We start from the raw sequence: 17,978 nt of genomic DNA, 5'->3' as shown, positions 1-17,978 counted from the left end.
ATGCGGACCCGCCGTCGGGGGCGACCCCGCAAGCGGCTCCGCCCATGGCTGCGGCTCGCTGTCCATCGGTGATGACACTACGTCAACAGCCCTTCCGCGCCGAGCGCCTTCAGCGATTCCCCACATCATCTTCACCCCGCCCCGGGCGGCCCTCCGGGAGCCCCGACGACCTGGCCCGACCGGGCGTCGGGCCCGTCCGACCGGCCGGTGACAACCGAACGGCCCGCGAGGACCAGAGGTCCCCACGGGCCGTTCAGCGCTGTCCGGACAACCCTCCGGAGGGGGTTCACGACCTGACGGGCGACACCGCTCAGACGGCGGTGAAAGCGCCCTCCAGGATGTCCAGGCCCTCGGCCAGGAGGTGCTCCGCGATGACCAGCGGCGGCAGGAAGCGCAGCACGTTGCCGTAGGTGCCGGCGGTCAGCACCACCAGGCCCTCGGCGTGGCAGGCCTTCGCGATGGCCGCGGTGGCCTCCGCGTTCGGCTCCTTGCCGCCCGGCTTCACCAGCTCGACGGCGATCATCGCGCCGCGGCCGCGGATCTCGCCGATGATGTCGAACTTCTCCTGCATCGCCCGCAGGCGGCCCAGCATGATCTCGCCGATCCGCTGCGCCTTGCCGTTGAGGTCCTGCTCCTTCATCGTCTCGATGGCGCCCAGCGCGGCCGCACAGGCCACCGGGTTGCCGCCGTAGGTGCCGCCCAGGCCGCCCGCGTGCGCGGCGTCCATGATCTCGGCGCGACCGGTCACCGCCGCCAGCGGCAGACCGCCGGCGATGCCCTTCGCGGTGGTGATCAGGTCCGGGACGATGCCCTCGTCCTCACAGGCGAACCACTGGCCGGTACGGCAGAAACCGGTCTGGATCTCGTCCGCGATGAACACGATGCCGTTCGCCTTCGCGTACTCCACGATCGCCGGCAGGAAGCCCTTGGCCGGCTCGATGAAGCCGCCCTCGCCCTGGATCGGCTCGATGATGATCGCGGCGACGTTCTCGGCGCCGATCTGCTTGTTGATGATCTCGATCGCCTGCGCGGCGGCCTCGGCGGCGCAGTTCTCCGCACCCGTCAGCCAGCGGTACGGGTAGGCCACCGGCACCCGGTAGATCTCCGGGGCGAACGGGCCGAAGCCCTGCTTGTACGGCATGTTCTTCGCCGTCAGGCCCATGGTCAGGTTCGTACGGCCGTGGTAGCCGTGGTCGAACACCACGACGGCGGTGCGCTTGGTGTAGGCGCGGGCCACCTTCACCGCGTTCTCGACCGCCTCGGCGCCCGAGTTGAACAGCGCGGTGCGCTTGTCGTGGTCACCCGGGGTCAGCTCGTTCAGCTGCTCGGCGACCGCCACGTAACCCTCGTACGGGGTCACCATGAAACAGGTGTGGGTGAAGGCGGCCAGCTGCTCGCTCGCCTTCGCCACCACGGCCTCGGCGCTGTTGCCGACGTTCGTCACGGCGATACCGGAGCCGAAGTCGATCAGCGAGTTGCCGTCCACGTCCTCCAGCACGCCGCCGTTGGCACGGGACACGTACACCGGCAGGGTGGTGCCGACACCGGCCGCCACCGCACCCAGCTTGCGGGCCTGCAGCTCCTGCGACTTCGGACCGGGGATCGCAGTGACCAGGCGGCGCTCCTGCGGGAGCGGCGTTGCGGCGCTCATGGGGTTCTCCAGACTTCTCGGCTCGGTGCTTCGCAGGCTACGGCCGCCCTCCCCGGCCGGGCATGCGCCACTCGGTAGCACTGAGCCGTCCGACTTGTCCGGCACGGCCAGCGCGGGTGGTGCGACTGCCAGCAGGCCCCGCTCCACTACATTGAGCGCGGGCGTGTCGCCGGTACGGCGGCATGGGTATGGCGGCACCGACGGCGATCGGGCCGGGCGGGCGAGGGAGCGGGGCCGTACATGGCGCACGACGGGGCACACCACCACACCGATCGGACCACCACCGGACCCCCGGCCCCCATGCCCCGCCAACGGCCCGGCACCCGCACCGGCGGGGCCCCCGCCTTCGACCTTCCCACCTGGGCCGCGGCCCCGCGCCCGGAAGCCGAACCCGGCGTCTACCGGCTGGGCTACCGCCCGCTCGACCCGGAACGGGCGGAGGCGGCCCAGGTCGCGGCCTGGCCGCTGCTCCTGCGGGCGGGCCTCAACGCGGTGGTGGGGTGGTTGGTCTATGTCTACGGTGTTGAACTCGCGGAGGCCGGGACGACGATGATCGGCGTCCTCCCGTCGAAATCGGCGCTGGTGGCGACGTCGGTCGTGCTCACCTTGAACGTCCTGGTGATCGGCGTCGTCATCAAGCTCTTCGGCCGGATGGGCCGTTGGCCCGAGGTGTGGCGGCGGTACGTATCGCCGTTGCTGTCGCGGGCGGTGACGCAGGAGCAGCCCGCCGAGGAGGGCGTGGCGGTGGCCCAGGTGGTGCGGCGGCTGGACCCGTGGGGCGGGCTGCGGCAGGGCGGGGCGGCCGAGGCGGCGGGGCGGCTGGAGGGGGAGGCGGTCGGGGACGTCGACTACGTGCGGATCCAGCGGGCGTGGGAGTCGGCGCAGGCGGATCCGGCGTTCGTGCCGGCCTTCGTCGAGCAGGTGGTGGCGCGCGGTGGGGCGGCCTTCGCGCACCCTTCGGAGTCGCGGGAGCTGGCGGACCGGGCTGAGCGGCACGATCTGCTGCTGGGCCAGGTCTGCCTGGGGACGGCCCAGGACGTGCCGAAGAACCCGCTGAGCCATCGGGCGGCCGGGTTCGCGCTGGATCCGGCGGTGCTGGGCACGTCGCTGCTGGCGGTGGGTCCGGCGGGGACGGGGAAGACGGCGCGGCTGGCGCGGCCGGTGGCGGAGGCGTTGTGTCTGCAGGCGCTGGCCGGTACCGCGTGTGTGGTGGTGGTGGGGGCGGCGGACGCGGATCTGGGCCCGGACGCCTGGTACGACGTGGTGATCGCGCCCGGTGATCCGGCGTCGGTGTACGGGCTGGACCTCTACGGTGCGGCGCAGGATCCGGACGAGGCGGCCGCCCGGCTGGCCGAGGCGCTGCTGCCGGACGAGTTGACGGCGCGCGCGGAGAACGCCCGGACGGCGCTGCAGCAGGTGGTGGGCCCGTTCCACGCCGCGTACGCCCGCTATCCGGGGGTGCGGGAGCTGCGGGCGCTGCTGGCCGGTGAGCCGGACGTGCTGGCGGCTCTGGTGAAGGCGCTCGGGGTGGCGGGCCGGCTGGCCGTGTACGAGCGGGACCTGGAGCACCGGGAGCGTCAGCGCGGCCGGGCGGACGATCCCGGGGCGCTGCTGGCGGACCGGCTGGCGCTGCTGGACCGGCCGGCCTTCGAGGGCGCCTTCGCGACGGACGGCACGGGGCGGCCCCCGTTCGCGATGCGGGTGCTGGACCATCCGTTGCGGGTGCGGGTGAAGCTGCCGGAGCGCAGCCATCCGGAGGCCGCGCGGATGCTGTCCCGGTTGGTGGTGGGTCAGTTCGTGCAGGCGGCGGGGGCCCGTACGGACCGTTCGCTGTTCGCGGGCCTGGTGGTGGACGACGCGTCGGCGGCGCTGGACGCGACCGCTGTGCGCGGGGTGCAGCGGATGCGGGGGGTGAACGCGGGCGCGGTGCTGCTGCTGCGCACGCTGGTGGATCTGCCGGAGGCGCTGCGGGCGCCGTTGTTCGGCGCGGTCGGCTGCCGGATGGCGTTCCCGGGGATCGCGCCGTGGGACGGCCGGCTGTTCTCGGAGGCCTGGGGGACGCACCTGGTGCAGGAGACCGCGGTGACCCACACGCCCGACACCTCGGGTGGCGTGGTGCGGCGGGCCGGGCGGTTGGGGCGGCGGGCGTTGTCGGGGACGGCGGCGCAGACGGAGTCGGTGACGACGCGGGACGTGGAGCGCCTGCGCTGGTCGCCGTCGGATCTGGCGCACGCGCTGCCGGCGGGGCATGCGGTGGTGTCGTTGACCGCGGTGTCGGGGGAGCAGGTGCCGCCGTTGCTGGTGGATCTTCGGGGCTGACGGGGCGCGGGGCGGAAGCTCGCCTTCACGGTGGATTCGGCAGTGCCGGTTGTCCGGAGCGTCCATAATGAGGGGGAGAGACTCTCACTTGTCCCATTGCCCTCTCCTCGCCCGGCCGCAACGGCGCGGTCAGGTCGATCCCCCGAAGGTGCCATGCCCCCCACACTCGCCTCCGTTGTCCGTAACAGTTCGCTCCATCTGACGGTCCTCGCCGGCGCGGATCACCTGGAGCGGCCGGTCCGCTGGGTGCACACCAGCGAGCTGGACGACCCGACGCCGTTCCTGGAGGGTGGCGAGCTGCTGCTCACCACCGGGATCAAGCTGGGCCGTACGGCGGCCCAGTTGCAGGCGTATGTGCACCGGCTGGCCGATGCCGGGGTGGTGGGGCTGGGCCTGGGGGTGGGGCTGTCACACACGGAGGTGCCGCAGCCGCTGGTGGACGCGGCCGCGCAGCGGGGGCTGCCGCTGCTGCGGGTGCCGGAGCCGACGCCGTTCATCGCGATCAGCAAGGTGGTGTCGGCGGCGCTGGCCGCGGAGCAGTACGAGGCGGTGACGACTTCCTTCGAGGCGCAGGAGGAGCTGACCCGGGCCGCGCTGGGCAAGGACGGCACGACGGCGGTGGTGCGCCGGCTGGCGGCCCGGCTGGGCGGCTGGGCGGCGCTGTACGACGGGTCGGGGGCGCTGTCGGTGGTGGCGCCGGACTGGGCGGCGCGCCGGGCGGGGCGGCTGGCGGCGGAGGTGGACCGGCTGCGCCGGCGTCCGGCGCCGTCGAGCGCCGCGTTGCAGGGGCGGGCGCCGGGGATCGACACGGCGGACGAGGACTACGTGGTGGTCCAGTCGCTGGGGGCGGACCGGCGGGCCCGGGGCTTCCTGGCGGTGGGTACCGAGGACCGGATCACCCCGACCGAGCGGTACGTGCTGAACGCGGCGGTGGCGCTGCTGACCCTGACGCTGGAGCGTTCGCGCGAGCTGCGCCAGGCCGAGGAGCGGATGGGCGCGGCGCTGCTGCGGATGGTGCTGGCGGGCGAGGTGGCGACGGCCCGCCAGGTGGCGCTGGGGCTGTTCGGCGGTATGCCGGAGGGGACGATACGGGTTCTGGTGGCCGGGGCCGGGCCGAACGCGGAGGCCGCGGAGGCGCTCGGGGAGCTGGGGGACCGGGCCGAGCAGGCGGGCGCCCGGGTGGGCGAGAAGCTGCTGGTGGCGCGGGAGGACGGCGCGCACGGGGCGCGGCTGATGGTGCTGGCGCTGGACAACGGGGCGGTGCACCGGGCTTGTCTGGGCGTGGTGGAGGAGCACGAGGGCCTGTCGCTGGGCGTGTCGGCGCCGGCCGCGCTGGAGGACGCGGGGACGGCGCACGCGCAGGCCGAGCGGGCGCTGGCGGTGGCGCTGCGCGGTGGCCGGCGGTCGGTGGACCACGAGGAGGTCGGCGCGGGGTCGCTGCTGCCGCTGCTCGGCGAGGACGCGGTGACGGCGTTCGCCGAGGGGCTGCTGCGGCCGCTGCGCGAGCACGACCGGACGGCCCGCGGCGATCTGGTGGCCTCGCTGCGGGCGTGGCTGTCCCGGCACGGGCAGTGGGACGCGGCGGCGGCCGATCTCGGGGTGCACCGGCACACGCTGCGCTACCGGATGCGGCGGGTCGAGGAGCTGCTGGGGCGTTCGCTGGACGACACCGACGTGCGGATGGAGCTGTGGCTGGCGCTGCGCTCCGGCGAGGAGTAGGTCGCACCCTGGCCGCACCGGGGCCGTCCGGGCTGTGCCCGGGCGCGGCTTGGCCCGGGAGGCCCTGGACGGGATGGAGCAGCGTCGGGGGCGAACGCTCCGAGTCGGCCAATCCGGTCGGTGCGCCGCCCCACCTACCCTCGGGTTCGGGTCCCACACCCGTGGGCCCGATGACGACGAGGAGAGGGCCGGTACCACGGTGACCACCACGTACGATTTCTGGCTGGCCGGCCGACGGGCGAGCGGCGACGCCGACTTCGAGGTGCACAACAGCTGGGACGGCCGTCTGGTCGGCAAGGTGAGCATCCCGACCGAGGCCCAGGTCGAGGAGGCGCTGGACGCCGCCGTCGCCGCGCTGCCGGTCTTCGCCGCCACCCCGGCGCACGTCCGCTCCGCCGCGCTGGACCACGTGGCCAAGCGCCTGGCCGAGCGCACCGAGGAGCTCGCCCAGCTGATCACCGCGGAGAACGGCAAGCCGATCAAGTGGGCCCGTGGTGAGGTCGGCCGCGCGGTGTCGGTCTTCCGCTGGGCGGCCGAGGAGGCCCGCCGGACCAACGGCGAGACGATGCGGCTGGACACCGACCCGGGCGGCGTGGGCCGTTTCGCGGTGGTGCGCCGCTTCCCGCGCGGTGTGGTGCTGGGGATCGCCCCGTTCAACTTCCCGCTGAACCTGGTCGCCCACAAGGTCGCCCCGGCGATCGCGGTCGGTGCCCCGATCATCCTGAAGCCGGCCCCGGCGACGCCGCTGTCGGCGATGGTGCTGGGCGAGATCCTGGCCGAGACCGACCTGCCGGCCGGTTCGTGGAGCATCCTGACGGTGCCGAACGACCGGATGCCGGCGCTGGTGCAGGACGAGCGCCTGCCGGTGATCTCGTTCACCGGTTCGGACAAGGTCGGCTACCAGATCATGGACTCGGTGCCGCGCAAGCACTGCACCCTGGAGCTGGGCGGCAACGCCGCGGCCGTGGTGCTCGCCGACTGGTCCTCGGAGGCCGACCTGGACTGGGCGGCCACCCGGATCGCGATGTTCGCCAACTACCAGGGCGGCCAGTCCTGCATCTCGGTGCAGCGTGTGATCGCCGACGCGTCGGTGTACGACGCGCTGGTGGAGAAGGTCGTGGCCAAGGTCAAGGCGCAGGTCACCGGTGACCCGAACGACGACGCGACGGACGTCGGCCCGCTGGTGGACGAGAACGCCGCGAAGCGGGTGGAGTCCTGGGTGGACGACGCGGTCGCCAAGGGCGCCAAGGTGCTTGCCGGCGGGGGCCGCGAGGGTGCGACCTACGCGCCGACCGTGCTGGCGGAGCTGCCCGCGGACGCGATCCTGGCCAAGGCCGAGGTGTTCGGCCCGGTCCTGTCGCTGCACCGGGTGGACGGCGTGGACGAGGCCTTCGCGGCCGTCAACGACTCGGCGTTCGGCCTGCAGGCGGGCGTGTTCACGCACGACCTGCAGACCGCGTTCCGTGCCCACCGGGAGCTGGAGGTCGGCGGTGTGATCATCGGCGACGCGCCGTCCTACCGCGCCGACCAGATGCCGTACGGCGGCGTCAAGGACTCCGGTGTCGGCCGTGAGGGCGTCCGGTACGCGATGGACGACTACACGGTCGAGAAGGTCCTGGTCCTCAGCGGCCTCGACCTCTGAGCGAACCCGTGAGTGAAGGGCCCGGTCCGGTGACCGGGCCCTTCGCCCGTTCCGGGGCCAGGTCGGCCCAGCCGCGCTGTCCGTCCGCGACGGAGACGGCCTCCTCGACCGTGGCGTCGCCGGCGAGCAGCCGTGCGAGCTTCGGCGCGATCTGCCCGTGGTCCCCGGCGATGACGGTGCGCATGGCTCCGACGGCAGCCCGGGGCGCGGGGCGGCGTCCTGCCGGGAGGCGTCCTGCGCGGGGCCCCGGGCAGGACACAATGGGCGCATGACTTCGCTCGCCCACCCGCAGCTGCGGTTCACGCCCACCGTGCAGGACCCTTCCGGCCCCCGGGAGCTGGTGATCCTCGGTTCGACCGGGTCGATCGGCACCCAGGCCATCGACGTGGTGCTCCGCAACCCGGACCGGTTCCGGGTGGTCGCCCTGTCGGCGGCCGGCGGCCGGGTGGAGCTGCTCGCCGAGCAGGCGCTGCGGCTGGGCGTGCACACGGTGGCGGTGGCGGACCCGGCGGCCGAGCCGGCGCTGCGCGCGGCGCTGGCGGCGAAGGCGGCGGGCGCTGCGCTGCCGACGGTGCTGGCGGGGCCGGACGCGGCGACCGAGCTGGCCGCGATGGAGTGCCACTCGGTGCTGAACGGCATCACCGGGTCGATCGGGCTGCGGCCGACGCTGGCCGCGCTGAGGGCGGGCCGGGTGCTGGTGCTGGCCAACAAGGAGTCGCTGATCGTCGGCGGCCCGCTGGTGAAGGCGGTGGCGCGGCCGGGGCAGATCGTGCCGGTGGACTCCGAGCACGCGGCGCTGTTCCAGGCGCTGGCGGGCGGCACCCGGGCCGAGGTCCGCAAGCTGGTGGTGACGGCCAGCGGCGGTCCGTTCCGCAACCGGACGCGTGAGCAGCTGGCCGGGGTGACGCCGCAGGACGCGCTGGCGCACCCGACCTGGGCGATGGGCCCGGTGGTCACGATCAACTCGGCGACCCTGGTGAACAAGGGCCTGGAGGTGATCGAGGCGCACCTGCTGTACGACGTGCCCTTCGACCGGATCGAGGTCGTGGTCCATCCGCAGTCGGTGGTGCACTCGATGGTGGAGTTCACCGACGGTTCGACGCTGGCGCAGGCCAGCCCGCCGGACATGCGGATGCCGATCGCGCTGGGTCTGGGCTGGCCGGAGCGGGTGCCGGACGCCGCCCCCGGCTGCGACTGGACCAAGGCCGCGACCTGGGAGTTCTTCCCGCTGGACGACGAGGCCTTCCCGGCGGTGGAGCTGGCCCGCGAGGTGGGCACCCTGGGCGGTACCGCGCCGGCGGTCTTCAACGCGGCCAACGAGGAGTGCGTGGAGGCGTTCCTGAAGGGGCGCCTCGCTTTCACGGGAATCGTGGACACTGTTGCCAAGGTCGTCGCCGAGCACGGCACGCCCGTGCCGGGAACTTCCCTGACGGTCGAGGACGTCCTGCACGCGGAGGACTGGGCCCGCGCCCGGGCCCGCGAGCTGGCGGCGGGCTGACGGCGGCGGGTTGACGGCGTGGGCCGTTTCCGGCCGGGTGCACCCGTACCGGGTGTCCGGCTGGGCGTGACTGCGGTAAGACAAGACGACGAGCAGAGCGGCATGACGGAGGGCCAGCGGTGGCAATGGTTTTGACGGTGGTCGGCATCCTGGTCTTCGCGGTCGGGTTGCTCGTCTCGATCGCCTGGCACGAGCTCGGCCACCTCTCGACGGCCAAGCTGTTCGGCATCCGGGTGCCGCAGTACATGGTCGGCTTCGGCCCGACGGTCTGGTCGCGGAAGAAGGGCGAGACCGAGTACGGCTTCAAGGCGATCCCGCTGGGCGGCTACATCCGGATGATCGGGATGTTCCCGCCGGGTGCGGACGGCCGGATCACCAAGCGCAGCAGTTCCCCCTGGCGCACCATGATCGAGGATGCCCGGGAAGCCTCCTACGAGGAGCTCCAGGAGGGCGACGAGCACCGGCTGTTCTACACCCGCAAGCCGTGGAAGCGCGTCATCGTCATGTTCGCCGGGCCGTTCATGAACCTGGTCCTGGCCTTCGGGCTGTTCCTGACGGTCATGATGGGCTTCGGCGTCTCGACGGCGGTGCCGACCATCGGCTCGGTCGCCCAGTGCGTGGTCAAGGCCGGCTCGCCGACCGACGTGTGCCCCGCGGACGCGCCCAAGACCCCCGCCAACGAGGTCGGGCTGCGGCAGGGGGACAAGGTCCTCTCCTTCGGCGGGGACCGGATCCGCGACTACGACCAGCTCCAGGCGGACATCCGGAAGTCGGCCGGCCAGCAGGTCGAGATCCTGGTCGACCGGGGCGGGCAGCAACTCGTCCTCAAGCCCGTCATCGCCGTCAACGACGTGCAGAAGTACGACGGCAACGGCGTGCCGCTCAAGGGCCAGACCGTGCAGGCGGGCTTCCTCGGCTTCACCCCCAAGCAGGGGGTCGTCCAGCAGAGCTTCGGGCAGTCCCTGGACCGGATGGTCGGCATGGCCGAGAACGGGGTGAAGTCGCTGGCCGCGCTGCCCGGCAAGATCCCCGGTCTGTGGAACGCCGTCGTCGGGGACTCCCCGCGTGACCCGGACTCGCCGATCGGCATGGTCGGCGCCGCCCGGGTCAGCGGTGAACTGGTGAGCATGGACCTGCCCGCCAGCCAGCGGGTGGCGATGTTCGTCAACCTCCTGGCCGGGATCAACCTCTCGCTCTTCCTGTTCAACATGCTGCCGCTGCTCCCGCTGGACGGCGGCCACATCGCGGGCGCGGTCTGGGAATCGGTCCGCCGCCGATTCGCTCAGCTGTTCAAGCGGCCCGATCCCGGCCCCTTCGACGTCGCCAAGCTGATGCCGGTGGCGTACGTCGTGGCCAGCGTCTTCATCGGTTTCACCCTGCTGGTGATGGTCGCCGACCTGGTGAACCCGGTGAAGATCAGCTAGAGCGTTCGGGTACGGCGGGTGTGCTGGGGTCCGGCGCCGTGCCGTACCGTGGAGGCCGGGTGCGCGATCTAGGCGCGCCCGGCCTCGGCCGTCCCACTGGCCGGGCGGTCGACCACACCTCAACCCCGGGGAACCCTGCGCACATGACCGCGATCTCGCTCGGTATTCCGTCCCTGCCGCTCAAGCCGCTCGCCAAGCGCCGTGTATCCCGGCAGATCATGGTCGGCAACGTACCGGTCGGCGGTGACGCTCCCGTCTCGGTGCAGTCGATGACCACCACCGTGACCGCGGACATCAACGCCACGCTGCAGCAGATCGCCGAGCTCACCGCGTCCGGGTGCCAGATCGTCCGGGTCGCCGTCCCCACCCAGGACGACGCCGACGCGCTGCCGATCATCGCCAAGAAGTCCCACATCCCGGTGATCGCCGACATCCACTTCCAGCCGAAGTACGTCTTCGCCGCGATCGACGCCGGCTGCGCCGCGGTCCGCGTCAATCCGGGCAACATCAAGGCCTTCGACGACAAGGTCGGCGAGATCGCCAAGGCCGCCCGGGGCGCCGGCGTGCCGATCCGGATCGGCGTCAACGCCGGCTCGCTCGACAAGCGCCTGCTGGAGAAGTACGGCCGTGCCACCCCCGAGGCGCTGGTCGAGTCCGCGCTCTGGGAGTGCTCGCTGTTCGAGGAGCACGACTTCCGCGACATCAAGATCTCGGTCAAGCACAACGACCCGGTCGTGATGATCAACGCCTACCGCCAGCTGGCCGCCGCCTGCGACTACCCGCTGCACCTCGGCGTCACCGAGGCCGGCCCGGCCTTCCAGGGCACCATCAAGTCCGCGGTGGCCTTCGGTGCGCTGCTCGCCGAGGGTATCGGCGACACCATCCGGGTCTCCCTCTCCGCCCCGCCGGCCGAGGAGATCAAGGTCGGCAACCAGATCCTGGAGTCGCTCGGCCTGCGCCAGCGCGGCCTGGAGATCGTCTCCTGCCCGTCCTGCGGCCGCGCCCAGGTCGACGTCTACAAGCTGGCCGAGGAGGTCACCGCCGGCCTGGAGGGCATGGAGGTGCCGCTGCGCGTCGCCGTCATGGGCTGCGTCGTGAACGGCCCGGGCGAGGCCCGCGAGGCCGACCTCGGCGTCGCCTCCGGCAACGGCAAGGGCCAGATCTTCGTCAAGGGCGAGGTCATCAAGACCGTCCCCGAGTCGAAGATCGTCGAGACCCTGATCGAGGAGGCGCTCAAGCTCGCCGAGCAGATGCAGGAGGCGGGCGTCGAGGCCGGTACGCCGACCGTCGTCGCCGCCGACTGACCACGCAGGGTCCGCGCGGTGCGCCGCGCGCAGTCTTCCGGAAGCGGGGCCGTCCGTTCGCGGACGGCCCCGCGGCCGTAGTCGGGTGGCCCGCGGCCGTAGTCGGGTGGGGCCACGGTCGTAGCCGGGTGGGGCCACGGAGTAGGGTGCGGCCAGATTCGTCTCAGTGAGGTGCTGTCTCGATGCTCGATCGAGGTGTGATGCTCCCCGGCTCGTTCCAGGCCGCCCGCGCCCTGGCCACCACCCGCGTGCTGGAGCCCCCCGACCTCGCGGACGCCTTGGAGATCCTCCACCGCGACCCGGTCGCCAACTCCTTCGTCGCCACCCGGGTCGAGGCCGTCGGCCTGGACCCCTGGCGGCTCGGCGGCGAGATGTGGGGCTGGTACGACGGGGACGGCGCCCTCGCCGCGCTCTGCTACGCCGGGGCCAACCTCGTCCTGGTAGACGCCGGGCCGGAGGCCGTCGCGGCCTTCGCCGAGCGGGCCCGCCGGCAGGGCCGCCGCTGCTCCTCGATCGTCGGCCCGGCCGGGGCCACCGCCGCCTTCTGGGCGCTGCTGGAACGTAGTTGGGGCCCGGCCCGCGAAGTCCGCGCCCACCAGCCGCTGTTGGCCACCGCCGTGCCCTCCGCCGAGATCGCGCCGGACCCGCTGGTGCGGCAGGTGCGGCGGGAGGAGATCGACGCGCTGATGCCCGCCTGCGTGGCGATGTTCACCGAGGAGGTCGGGGTCTCCCCGCTGGCCGGCGACGGCGGCCTGCTCTACCAGGCCCGGGTCGCCGAACTCGTGTCCGCCGGGCGGTCGTTCGCGCGTTTCACCGAGGACGGCGAGGTCGTCTTCAAGGCCGAGATCGGCGCCGTCACCGAGGGCGCCTGCCAGGTCCAGGGCGTCTGGGTCGCCCCCGGGTACCGGGGCCGGGGCCTCTCCGAGACCGGCATGGCCGCCGTCCTCGACCTCGCGCTGCGCGAGATCGCCCCGGTGGTCTCGCTCTACGTCAACGACTTCAACCTGCGGGCCCGGGCCGCCTACCGGCGGGTCGGCTTCCGCGAGGTCGGCGCGTTCATGAGCGTGCTGTTCTGAGCCCGCCCCCCGGGAGTTCGGTTCCGATCTTCGCCCGCGCCGGCGGCCCACGGGTAGTAACGTCCGAGGCATGGATCAGCTGACCGGGGTGACGATCGAGGCCATCGACCTTGCGGCCTGGGCGCCGCAGGCGCTGGAGGTCCAGGCGGTGGCGTTCGGCCTGACGGCCGAGGAGGTCGCCGTCCGGCTGCACATCGTCGGCCGGCACGCCCACCAGCCCGGGGTGATCGCGCTCGGCGCGATGAGCGGCGGTCGGCTGGTCGGCTTCGGCTACGGGATGCCCAACCAGCGCGACCACTGGTGGAGCACGGTGATCGAGCCCTACCTGGACGCGCGCGGCCACGACGCCTGGCTGGACGACGTGTTCGCCGTCACCGAGCTGCACGTGCTGCCCGAGTACCAGGGCCAGGGCGTCGGCTCCCGGCTGATCCGCACCCTCTGCGAGCGCTCCGGGCTGGAGCGCAGCATCCTCTCCGCGATCGACGCGGAGACCCCCGCCCGGCGGCTCTACCGGGCACTCGGCTACCAGGACCTCGCCCGTGCGGTGCGCTTTCCCGCCACGGACCGGCTGTACGCGGTGATGGGGGCCCGGCTCCCGCTGCGCGGGCCGGGCGAGGCGTAGGGCGTGCCACGGGGCTCGCGCTACAGCGCCCCGGCGAACTCCAGGTAGAGCTCGGCGTCCTCCCGGCGGCCGGCCGCCAGGGCCCGCAGGGCGAGGTCGACGGCCCGGAACAGCGTCCAGCCGCGCAGCCGTTCCCGGTCCACCTCCAGCGCGTCCGCGAGCTGGTGCAGCCGGCGGCGGACGGCCGCGGCCACGCCGGGGGAGCCGACCAGGGTGTCCGCCCGGTCCAGCGCCAGCCGGGCCAGGTCGAAGGCGCGCTCGCCGGCCAGCGGGCGCGGGTCGATCGCCAGCCAGGGCGCCCGGTCGGCGGCGAGCACGTTGCCGTGGTGGAAGTCCCCGTGGAGCAGGAGGGTCTCGGCGGCGGAGCCGGCCAGGCCGTCGGCCGTGTCCAGGGCCTCGGCGATCAGGGGCTCGGCCTCGGCTGCGCCGGGCAGGGCGCGGTGCCCGCGCAGCCGTTCCGCGGTGTCGGCGGTCCGGGCCGCGAGGGTCGGGAACGGGTGGTCCTCGGGCAGGGCGGTCCAGAGCCGGTGCAGCAGGCTGGTCGCCTCCAGCATCGCCTTCGCCTCGGCGAGCGAGCGCAGCGGGATGTCCCCGTGCAGCCGCTCCAGCAGCAGGACGCCCTCGGCGGGGTCCGCGTCCAGCAGCAGGACGGCTCCGCGCCCGGCCCAGTGGGTGAGCGCCGCGTGCTCCAGCGCGGTCTCGGGGGTCCGCAGGCCGGTCTTGAGGACGGCGGGGGAGAGGTCGTCGCGGTGGACGTAGGCGACCAGGCTCAGGCTGCCGCCGGGGTCGAGCACCCGCTCCAGGGTGAGGTCCCAGCGCGCCAGGTGGGCGGCCACCCGCGCGGGCAGCCCGGCCAGCCACTGCCGGCCCGGTTCGCCCTCGCTCGCCGCGACGCCGCGCGCCAGCCAGGCGGGGACGGTGATCTGCGGTGCTGCTCCCGACATGCCGACCTTCCGGTTGACGCTCCCCCGTTGGTGTTACCCGTCCATTGTCGGCCATGAACGGGAAACCGCAGGTCAGCGCCGCGGGCCCTAGGGCGTGTCTTCAAACCCCCGCCTGCGCGCCGACGCCGGGGCACGCACCTCGCCGCGTTGTCGTCAGTCGCCGATGGCCCCCAGCCTTCGGCCGGGAGGTGCCCCCACCGCATGGACTCCCTCCTCCGCCTTGCGATGCACGCACCCCAACGCCGCCACGCCCGCCCTCCGGGCGGACGACGGGGGTTCGAAGACACGCCCTAGGGGGTGGTGGCCGTGGGGGTGGGGAGGGGCTCGGGGATGCCGGGGAAGGCGGGGTCGGCCGCGCCCCAGCGGTGGGCGCGCAGGGCGCCGTCGCGCAGGGCGTCGGCGGCGGCGCCCCGCTGGGGGCCGGGGACGGCGGCGACCAGGTCGGCGTAGACGGTGGTGAGCCGGGTTTCGAGGTGGGCGGCGAGCTTGGTGGCGCCGGCCGCGTCGGTGACGGCGAACGGGAGCTGGTAGCCGGCGGCCGCGGCGGCCGGGGTGGCGCCGAGGGAGCCGATCAGCCGTTGCCAGGCGTCCCGCCGGGCCTCGTGGGCGGCGTAGGCGGTGCGGGCGTCGGTGCGCTGCTGGTCCTCGGGGAGCCGGGCGCCGACCACGCCGTAGCCGTAGACGGCGGCGTGTTCGGCGCCGAGGGCGCCCTGGAGGGCGGTGACCGCTGCGGTGGCGGCGGGGTCGGCCGACGGGCCGGCGGAGGGGGAGCCGGTGGGCTGGTCGCTCGGGGGCGCGGTCGGCGCCTCGGTGGGGGTGGCGGCCGGGGGCGGGGCGACCAGCGGGGTGGTGTCGCCGAGGGCGACGGCGTGCAGCACGTCGGAGGCGGCGACCGAGGCGAGCAGCCGGGCCAGCGGCGGTCGGGCTGCGGCCAGGTCGGCGAGGCGGGTCTGGGCGGTCTGCCGTTCGAGTGCGGCGAGCGCGGCGGGGGTGCCGACCGGCGTTCCGCTCGGTGTCCCGCTCGGGCTGGTCGAGGGCGCGGTGGGAGGCGTGGTGGAGGGCGTGGCCGGGGGCGCCGGGGGGATCGAGGCGGCCGGCAGCCCGTAGGCGAGGGCGGCGCGGTGCTGGGCCACCTCGGCCCGGAGCGGCTGCAGCACGGCGGCCTGGGCGCCGCCCGGGCCTGCGAGCAGGGCGTCGTAGCCGGCCAGCAGGGTGTCGGTGGCGGCGACGGAGCGCAGGATGACCGGTTCGTCCGGGTTCGGCAGCGGGCCGCGGTTGCCGGGCGCGGCGTCGTCGCCGCCGTGGGAGCCGGTGCAGGCGGTGAGGGTGGTGAGGGCGAGCAGCCCGAGAGCCAGGAGCGTGCGTCGGCTGGGCGGCTGCATGGGTGTCACTCCGGGGCGTGTGCGGGAGGGCGGCCTCCCCGCCTGCCCTTCGTAGGCGTGAATGATTACAGAATCCCCACGATTCCGGGCGGGGATTCGGATCTTGGGACGCCCCGGGAGCGGGTGTGAGCTTGCTCGCAGTGGGTGGCGTGCGCCCGGTCGGGGGTGGTCCGGAATCGGTGGTTCGCGGCTTCACCGGCTAGGCTTTGGGCCGAGCTGCCGTGACCCGGTGTGCGCCGGACCGGCGCCGGAGGGCGCGGAGCGACCTTCTGACAACAGCAGACGCGGCCGAGGAGTCCACCCGGATGAGCACCACCCACACCGACCGGCTGCGCGCGTTGCTGGAGCCGCTGGCCGTGCAGGCCGGTCTGGACCTGGAGGACGTCAAGGTCACCAAGGCCGGCAGCCGCCGCCAGGTGCAGATCGACGTCGACACCGACGGCGGCGTGGACATGGACGCCATCGCCGAGTTCAGCCGGGTGGTCGGTGAGGCTCTGGACGAGTCGGACCTGCTGGGCGACGAGCCCTACCTGCTGGAGGTCGGTTCGCCGGGCGCTGAGCGCTCGCTGGACCTGCCCCGGCACTGGCGTCGCGCGGAGGGCCGACTGGCCAAGATCCACCTGGTCGACGGCGGGGAGATCGTCGCCCGGGTGCTGGAGGCGGACGAGGACGGCGCGCTGGTCGAGGTGCAGCCGGTGAAGGGCCGTGGCCGTCCGAAGGAGCGCCGGCTGGCGTACGCCGAGGTGGATCGGGCGCGCGTGCAGGTCGAGTTCAACCGCAAGGACGACAAGCTCCTCGACGAGGCCGCGGACTACGCGGACGACGACGCCTCCGAGGAGGGGGACGACGGTGCGCTGTGACCTGCGCACCGCCCGGACCATGACGAACGTGACGAAAAAAGACGAGGAGGCGTAGCCGTGGACATCGACATGAGTGCCCTGCGCACGCTGGTCAACGAGAAGAACATCCCCTTCGACCTGCTGGTCGAGTCCATCGAGTCCGCCCTCCTCACCGCGTACCACCGCACCGAGGGCTCGCGCCGCCGCGCCCGGGTGCACCTGGACCGCAAGTCCGGCCACGTCACCGTGTGGGCGACGGAGGACCCGGCCGAGCTGGACGAGGGCGTCGAGCCCAAGGAGTTCGACGACACCCCGAACGGCTTCGGCCGGATCGCGTCCAGCATCGGCATCCAGGTGATGATGCAGCGTCTGCGCGACGCCGCCGACGACCAGACCTTCGGTGAGTACGCGGGCAAGGAGGGCGACATCGTCACCGGTGTCGTCCAGCAGGGCAACGACCCGAAGAACGTGCTGGTCGACATCGGCAAGCTGGAGGCCATCCTGCCGCCGCAGGAGCAGGTCCCGGGCGAGGACTACCGGCACGGCACCCGGCTGAAGTGCTACGTCGTGGCGGTGCGCCGCGGTGTGCGCGGGGCCTCGGTAACGCTGTCGCGGACGCACCCGAGCCTGGTGAAGAAGCTGTTCGCGCTGGAGGTCCCGGAGATCGCGGACGGCAGCGTGGAGATCGCGGCGATCGCCCGTGAGGCCGGCCACCGCACCAAGATCGCGGTCTGGTCGCGCCGGGCCGGGCTGAACGCCAAGGGCGCCTGCATCGGCCCGATGGGCAGCCGGGTGCGCGCGGTGATGGGCGAGCTGCACGGCGAGAAGATCGACATCGTCGACTGGTCGGAGGACCCCCGGGAGATGGTCGCCGCGGCGCTGTCCCCCGCACGGGTGACCAGCGTGGAGATCGTCGACCTGGCCCAGCGTTCCGCCCGGGTGATCGTGCCGGACTACCAGCTGTCGCTGGCGATCGGCAAGGAGGGGCAGAACGCCCGCCTCGCCGCCCGCCTCACCGGCTGGCGGATCGACATCCGTCCGGACACCGAGGGCCAGCCCGAGGACGGCGGTCGGGACACCGACCGCTGAGTGCGGCGCTGACCGGTCGTTCGCCCTGCCAAAGCCCCCCGTCGTTCCGCCCGGGATCGGTGGGGCGGCGCCATGTCCCTTCGGAGGGGTAGACTTGCCTTCGTCTGGCCGGACGCACGTCCGAGCACGCCCGGAACGCACCTGCGTGGGCTGCCGCAAGCGAGCGGCCAAGCACCAGCTGTTGCGTGTCACGGCGGTCGAGGGCGTCTGCGTCCCTGATCCCCGTGGTGCACTGCCGGGCCGGGGCGCTCACCTGCACCCCGATCCGGCCTGCCTCGACCTCGCGGTCCGCCGTCGGGCGTTTCCCCGGGCCTTCCGCCTCCAGGGGACGCTCGACACGGAGCGGCTCCGCGAGTTCATCGGGGAGCGGACCGTCGACACCCCGGCGCCCTGAGTCCATCAGGCCGCCCGGTGGGGCGACACCCGCTACGGCCGCCGCTCAGTGCGGCGGGAGAACCACCGCAACAAG

General features: G+C 73.6%; 15 protein-coding genes. 11 read left to right on the top strand and 4 right to left on the bottom strand.

Annotation, left to right across the window (positions count from 1 at the left end):
- Positions 1–310 precede the first annotated feature (310 nt).
- The gene (gabT, locus tag A6F73_RS11030; protein WP_063347638.1) at positions 311–1,651 is read right to left on the bottom strand and encodes a 4-aminobutyrate--2-oxoglutarate transaminase; all 1,341 of its coding nucleotides are present in this window, start codon (positions 1,649–1,651) and stop codon (positions 311–313) included.
- 240 nt (positions 1,652–1,891) lie between these two features.
- Between gabT and A6F73_RS11025 the strand changes: the two genes are divergently transcribed.
- The 3 genes from A6F73_RS11025 (at position 1,892) to A6F73_RS11015 (ending at position 7,331) form a co-directional block, all read left to right on the top strand.
- Entirely contained in the window at positions 1,892–3,970 is a 2,079-nt protein-coding gene (locus tag A6F73_RS11025) for a hypothetical protein (RefSeq protein ID WP_063347637.1), read from the top strand.
- A gap of 153 nt (positions 3,971–4,123) precedes the next feature.
- A complete protein-coding gene (locus A6F73_RS11020) occupies positions 4,124–5,689 on the top strand; it encodes a PucR family transcriptional regulator (protein ID WP_063347636.1) in 1,566 nt (521 codons plus the stop codon).
- Positions 5,690–5,888: 199 nt separating this feature from the next.
- On the top strand, positions 5,889–7,331 hold the full coding sequence (locus A6F73_RS11015; RefSeq protein ID WP_063347635.1) for an aldehyde dehydrogenase family protein: 1,443 nt from the start codon (positions 5,889–5,891) through the stop codon (positions 7,329–7,331).
- On the opposite strand, the gene A6F73_RS11010 is transcribed toward A6F73_RS11015, so the two are convergent.
- Entirely contained in the window at positions 7,312–7,515 is a 204-nt protein-coding gene (locus A6F73_RS11010; RefSeq protein ID WP_063347634.1) for a hypothetical protein, read from the bottom strand. The genes A6F73_RS11015 and A6F73_RS11010 overlap by 20 nt on opposite strands.
- A gap of 84 nt (positions 7,516–7,599) precedes the next feature.
- Here A6F73_RS11010 and dxr point away from each other — a divergent pair, with 84 nt between their 5' ends.
- The 5 genes from dxr (at position 7,600) to A6F73_RS10985 (ending at position 13,255) form a co-directional block, all read left to right on the top strand.
- Positions 7,600–8,829, top strand: a complete 1,230-nt coding sequence (gene dxr / locus A6F73_RS11005) for a 1-deoxy-D-xylulose-5-phosphate reductoisomerase (RefSeq protein ID WP_063347633.1) — start codon at positions 7,600–7,602, stop codon at positions 8,827–8,829.
- Between the two features lie 119 nt (positions 8,830–8,948).
- On the top strand, positions 8,949–10,253 hold the full coding sequence (locus A6F73_RS11000; protein ID WP_107452864.1) for a M50 family metallopeptidase: 1,305 nt from the start codon (positions 8,949–8,951) through the stop codon (positions 10,251–10,253).
- Positions 10,254–10,396: 143 nt separating this feature from the next.
- Positions 10,397–11,557 carry a flavodoxin-dependent (E)-4-hydroxy-3-methylbut-2-enyl-diphosphate synthase gene (gene ispG, locus A6F73_RS10995; protein ID WP_063347631.1) on the top strand — a complete coding sequence of 387 codons (1,161 nt, stop codon included), beginning with the start codon at positions 10,397–10,399 and terminating at the stop codon, positions 11,555–11,557.
- Between the two features lie 200 nt (positions 11,558–11,757).
- On the top strand, positions 11,758–12,633 hold the full coding sequence (locus A6F73_RS10990) for a GNAT family N-acetyltransferase (RefSeq protein WP_063347630.1): 876 nt from the start codon (positions 11,758–11,760) through the stop codon (positions 12,631–12,633).
- Positions 12,634–12,703: 70 nt separating this feature from the next.
- Entirely contained in the window at positions 12,704–13,255 is a 552-nt protein-coding gene (locus tag A6F73_RS10985; protein WP_063347629.1) for a GNAT family N-acetyltransferase, read from the top strand.
- 20 nt (positions 13,256–13,275) lie between these two features.
- Here A6F73_RS10985 and A6F73_RS10980 read toward each other — a convergent pair whose 3' ends face one another.
- Together A6F73_RS10980 and A6F73_RS44370 are read right to left on the bottom strand one after the other, a co-directional pair.
- On the bottom strand, positions 13,276–14,199 hold the full coding sequence (locus tag A6F73_RS10980) for an aminoglycoside phosphotransferase family protein (protein WP_063347628.1): 924 nt from the start codon (positions 14,197–14,199) through the stop codon (positions 13,276–13,278).
- Between the two features lie 290 nt (positions 14,200–14,489).
- Complete coding sequence (locus A6F73_RS44370) at positions 14,490–15,581, bottom strand: DUF4439 domain-containing protein (RefSeq protein WP_079135593.1); 1,092 nt, start codon at positions 15,579–15,581, stop codon at positions 14,490–14,492.
- Positions 15,582–15,886: 305 nt separating this feature from the next.
- On the opposite strand from A6F73_RS44370, the gene rimP reads away from it, so the two are divergent.
- From rimP to A6F73_RS10960, 3 genes are all read left to right on the top strand, one after another.
- A complete protein-coding gene (rimP, locus tag A6F73_RS10970; protein ID WP_063347627.1) occupies positions 15,887–16,441 on the top strand; it encodes a ribosome maturation factor RimP in 555 nt (184 codons plus the stop codon).
- 57 nt (positions 16,442–16,498) lie between these two features.
- A complete protein-coding gene (nusA, locus tag A6F73_RS10965) occupies positions 16,499–17,509 on the top strand; it encodes a transcription termination factor NusA (RefSeq protein WP_063347626.1) in 1,011 nt (336 codons plus the stop codon).
- Positions 17,510–17,654: 145 nt separating this feature from the next.
- Positions 17,655–17,903, top strand: a complete 249-nt coding sequence (locus A6F73_RS10960) for a YlxR family protein (RefSeq protein WP_063347625.1) — start codon at positions 17,655–17,657, stop codon at positions 17,901–17,903.
- Positions 17,904–17,978: the final 75 nt, after the last annotated feature.

The sequence above is a fragment of the Streptomyces sp. MJM8645 genome, from assembly GCF_001625365.1.
Taxonomy (GTDB): domain Bacteria; phylum Actinomycetota; class Actinomycetes; order Streptomycetales; family Streptomycetaceae; genus Kitasatospora.
The sequence above is the reverse complement of the archived record's forward strand: the minus strand, read 5'-3'. Positions and strand labels throughout refer to the sequence as shown.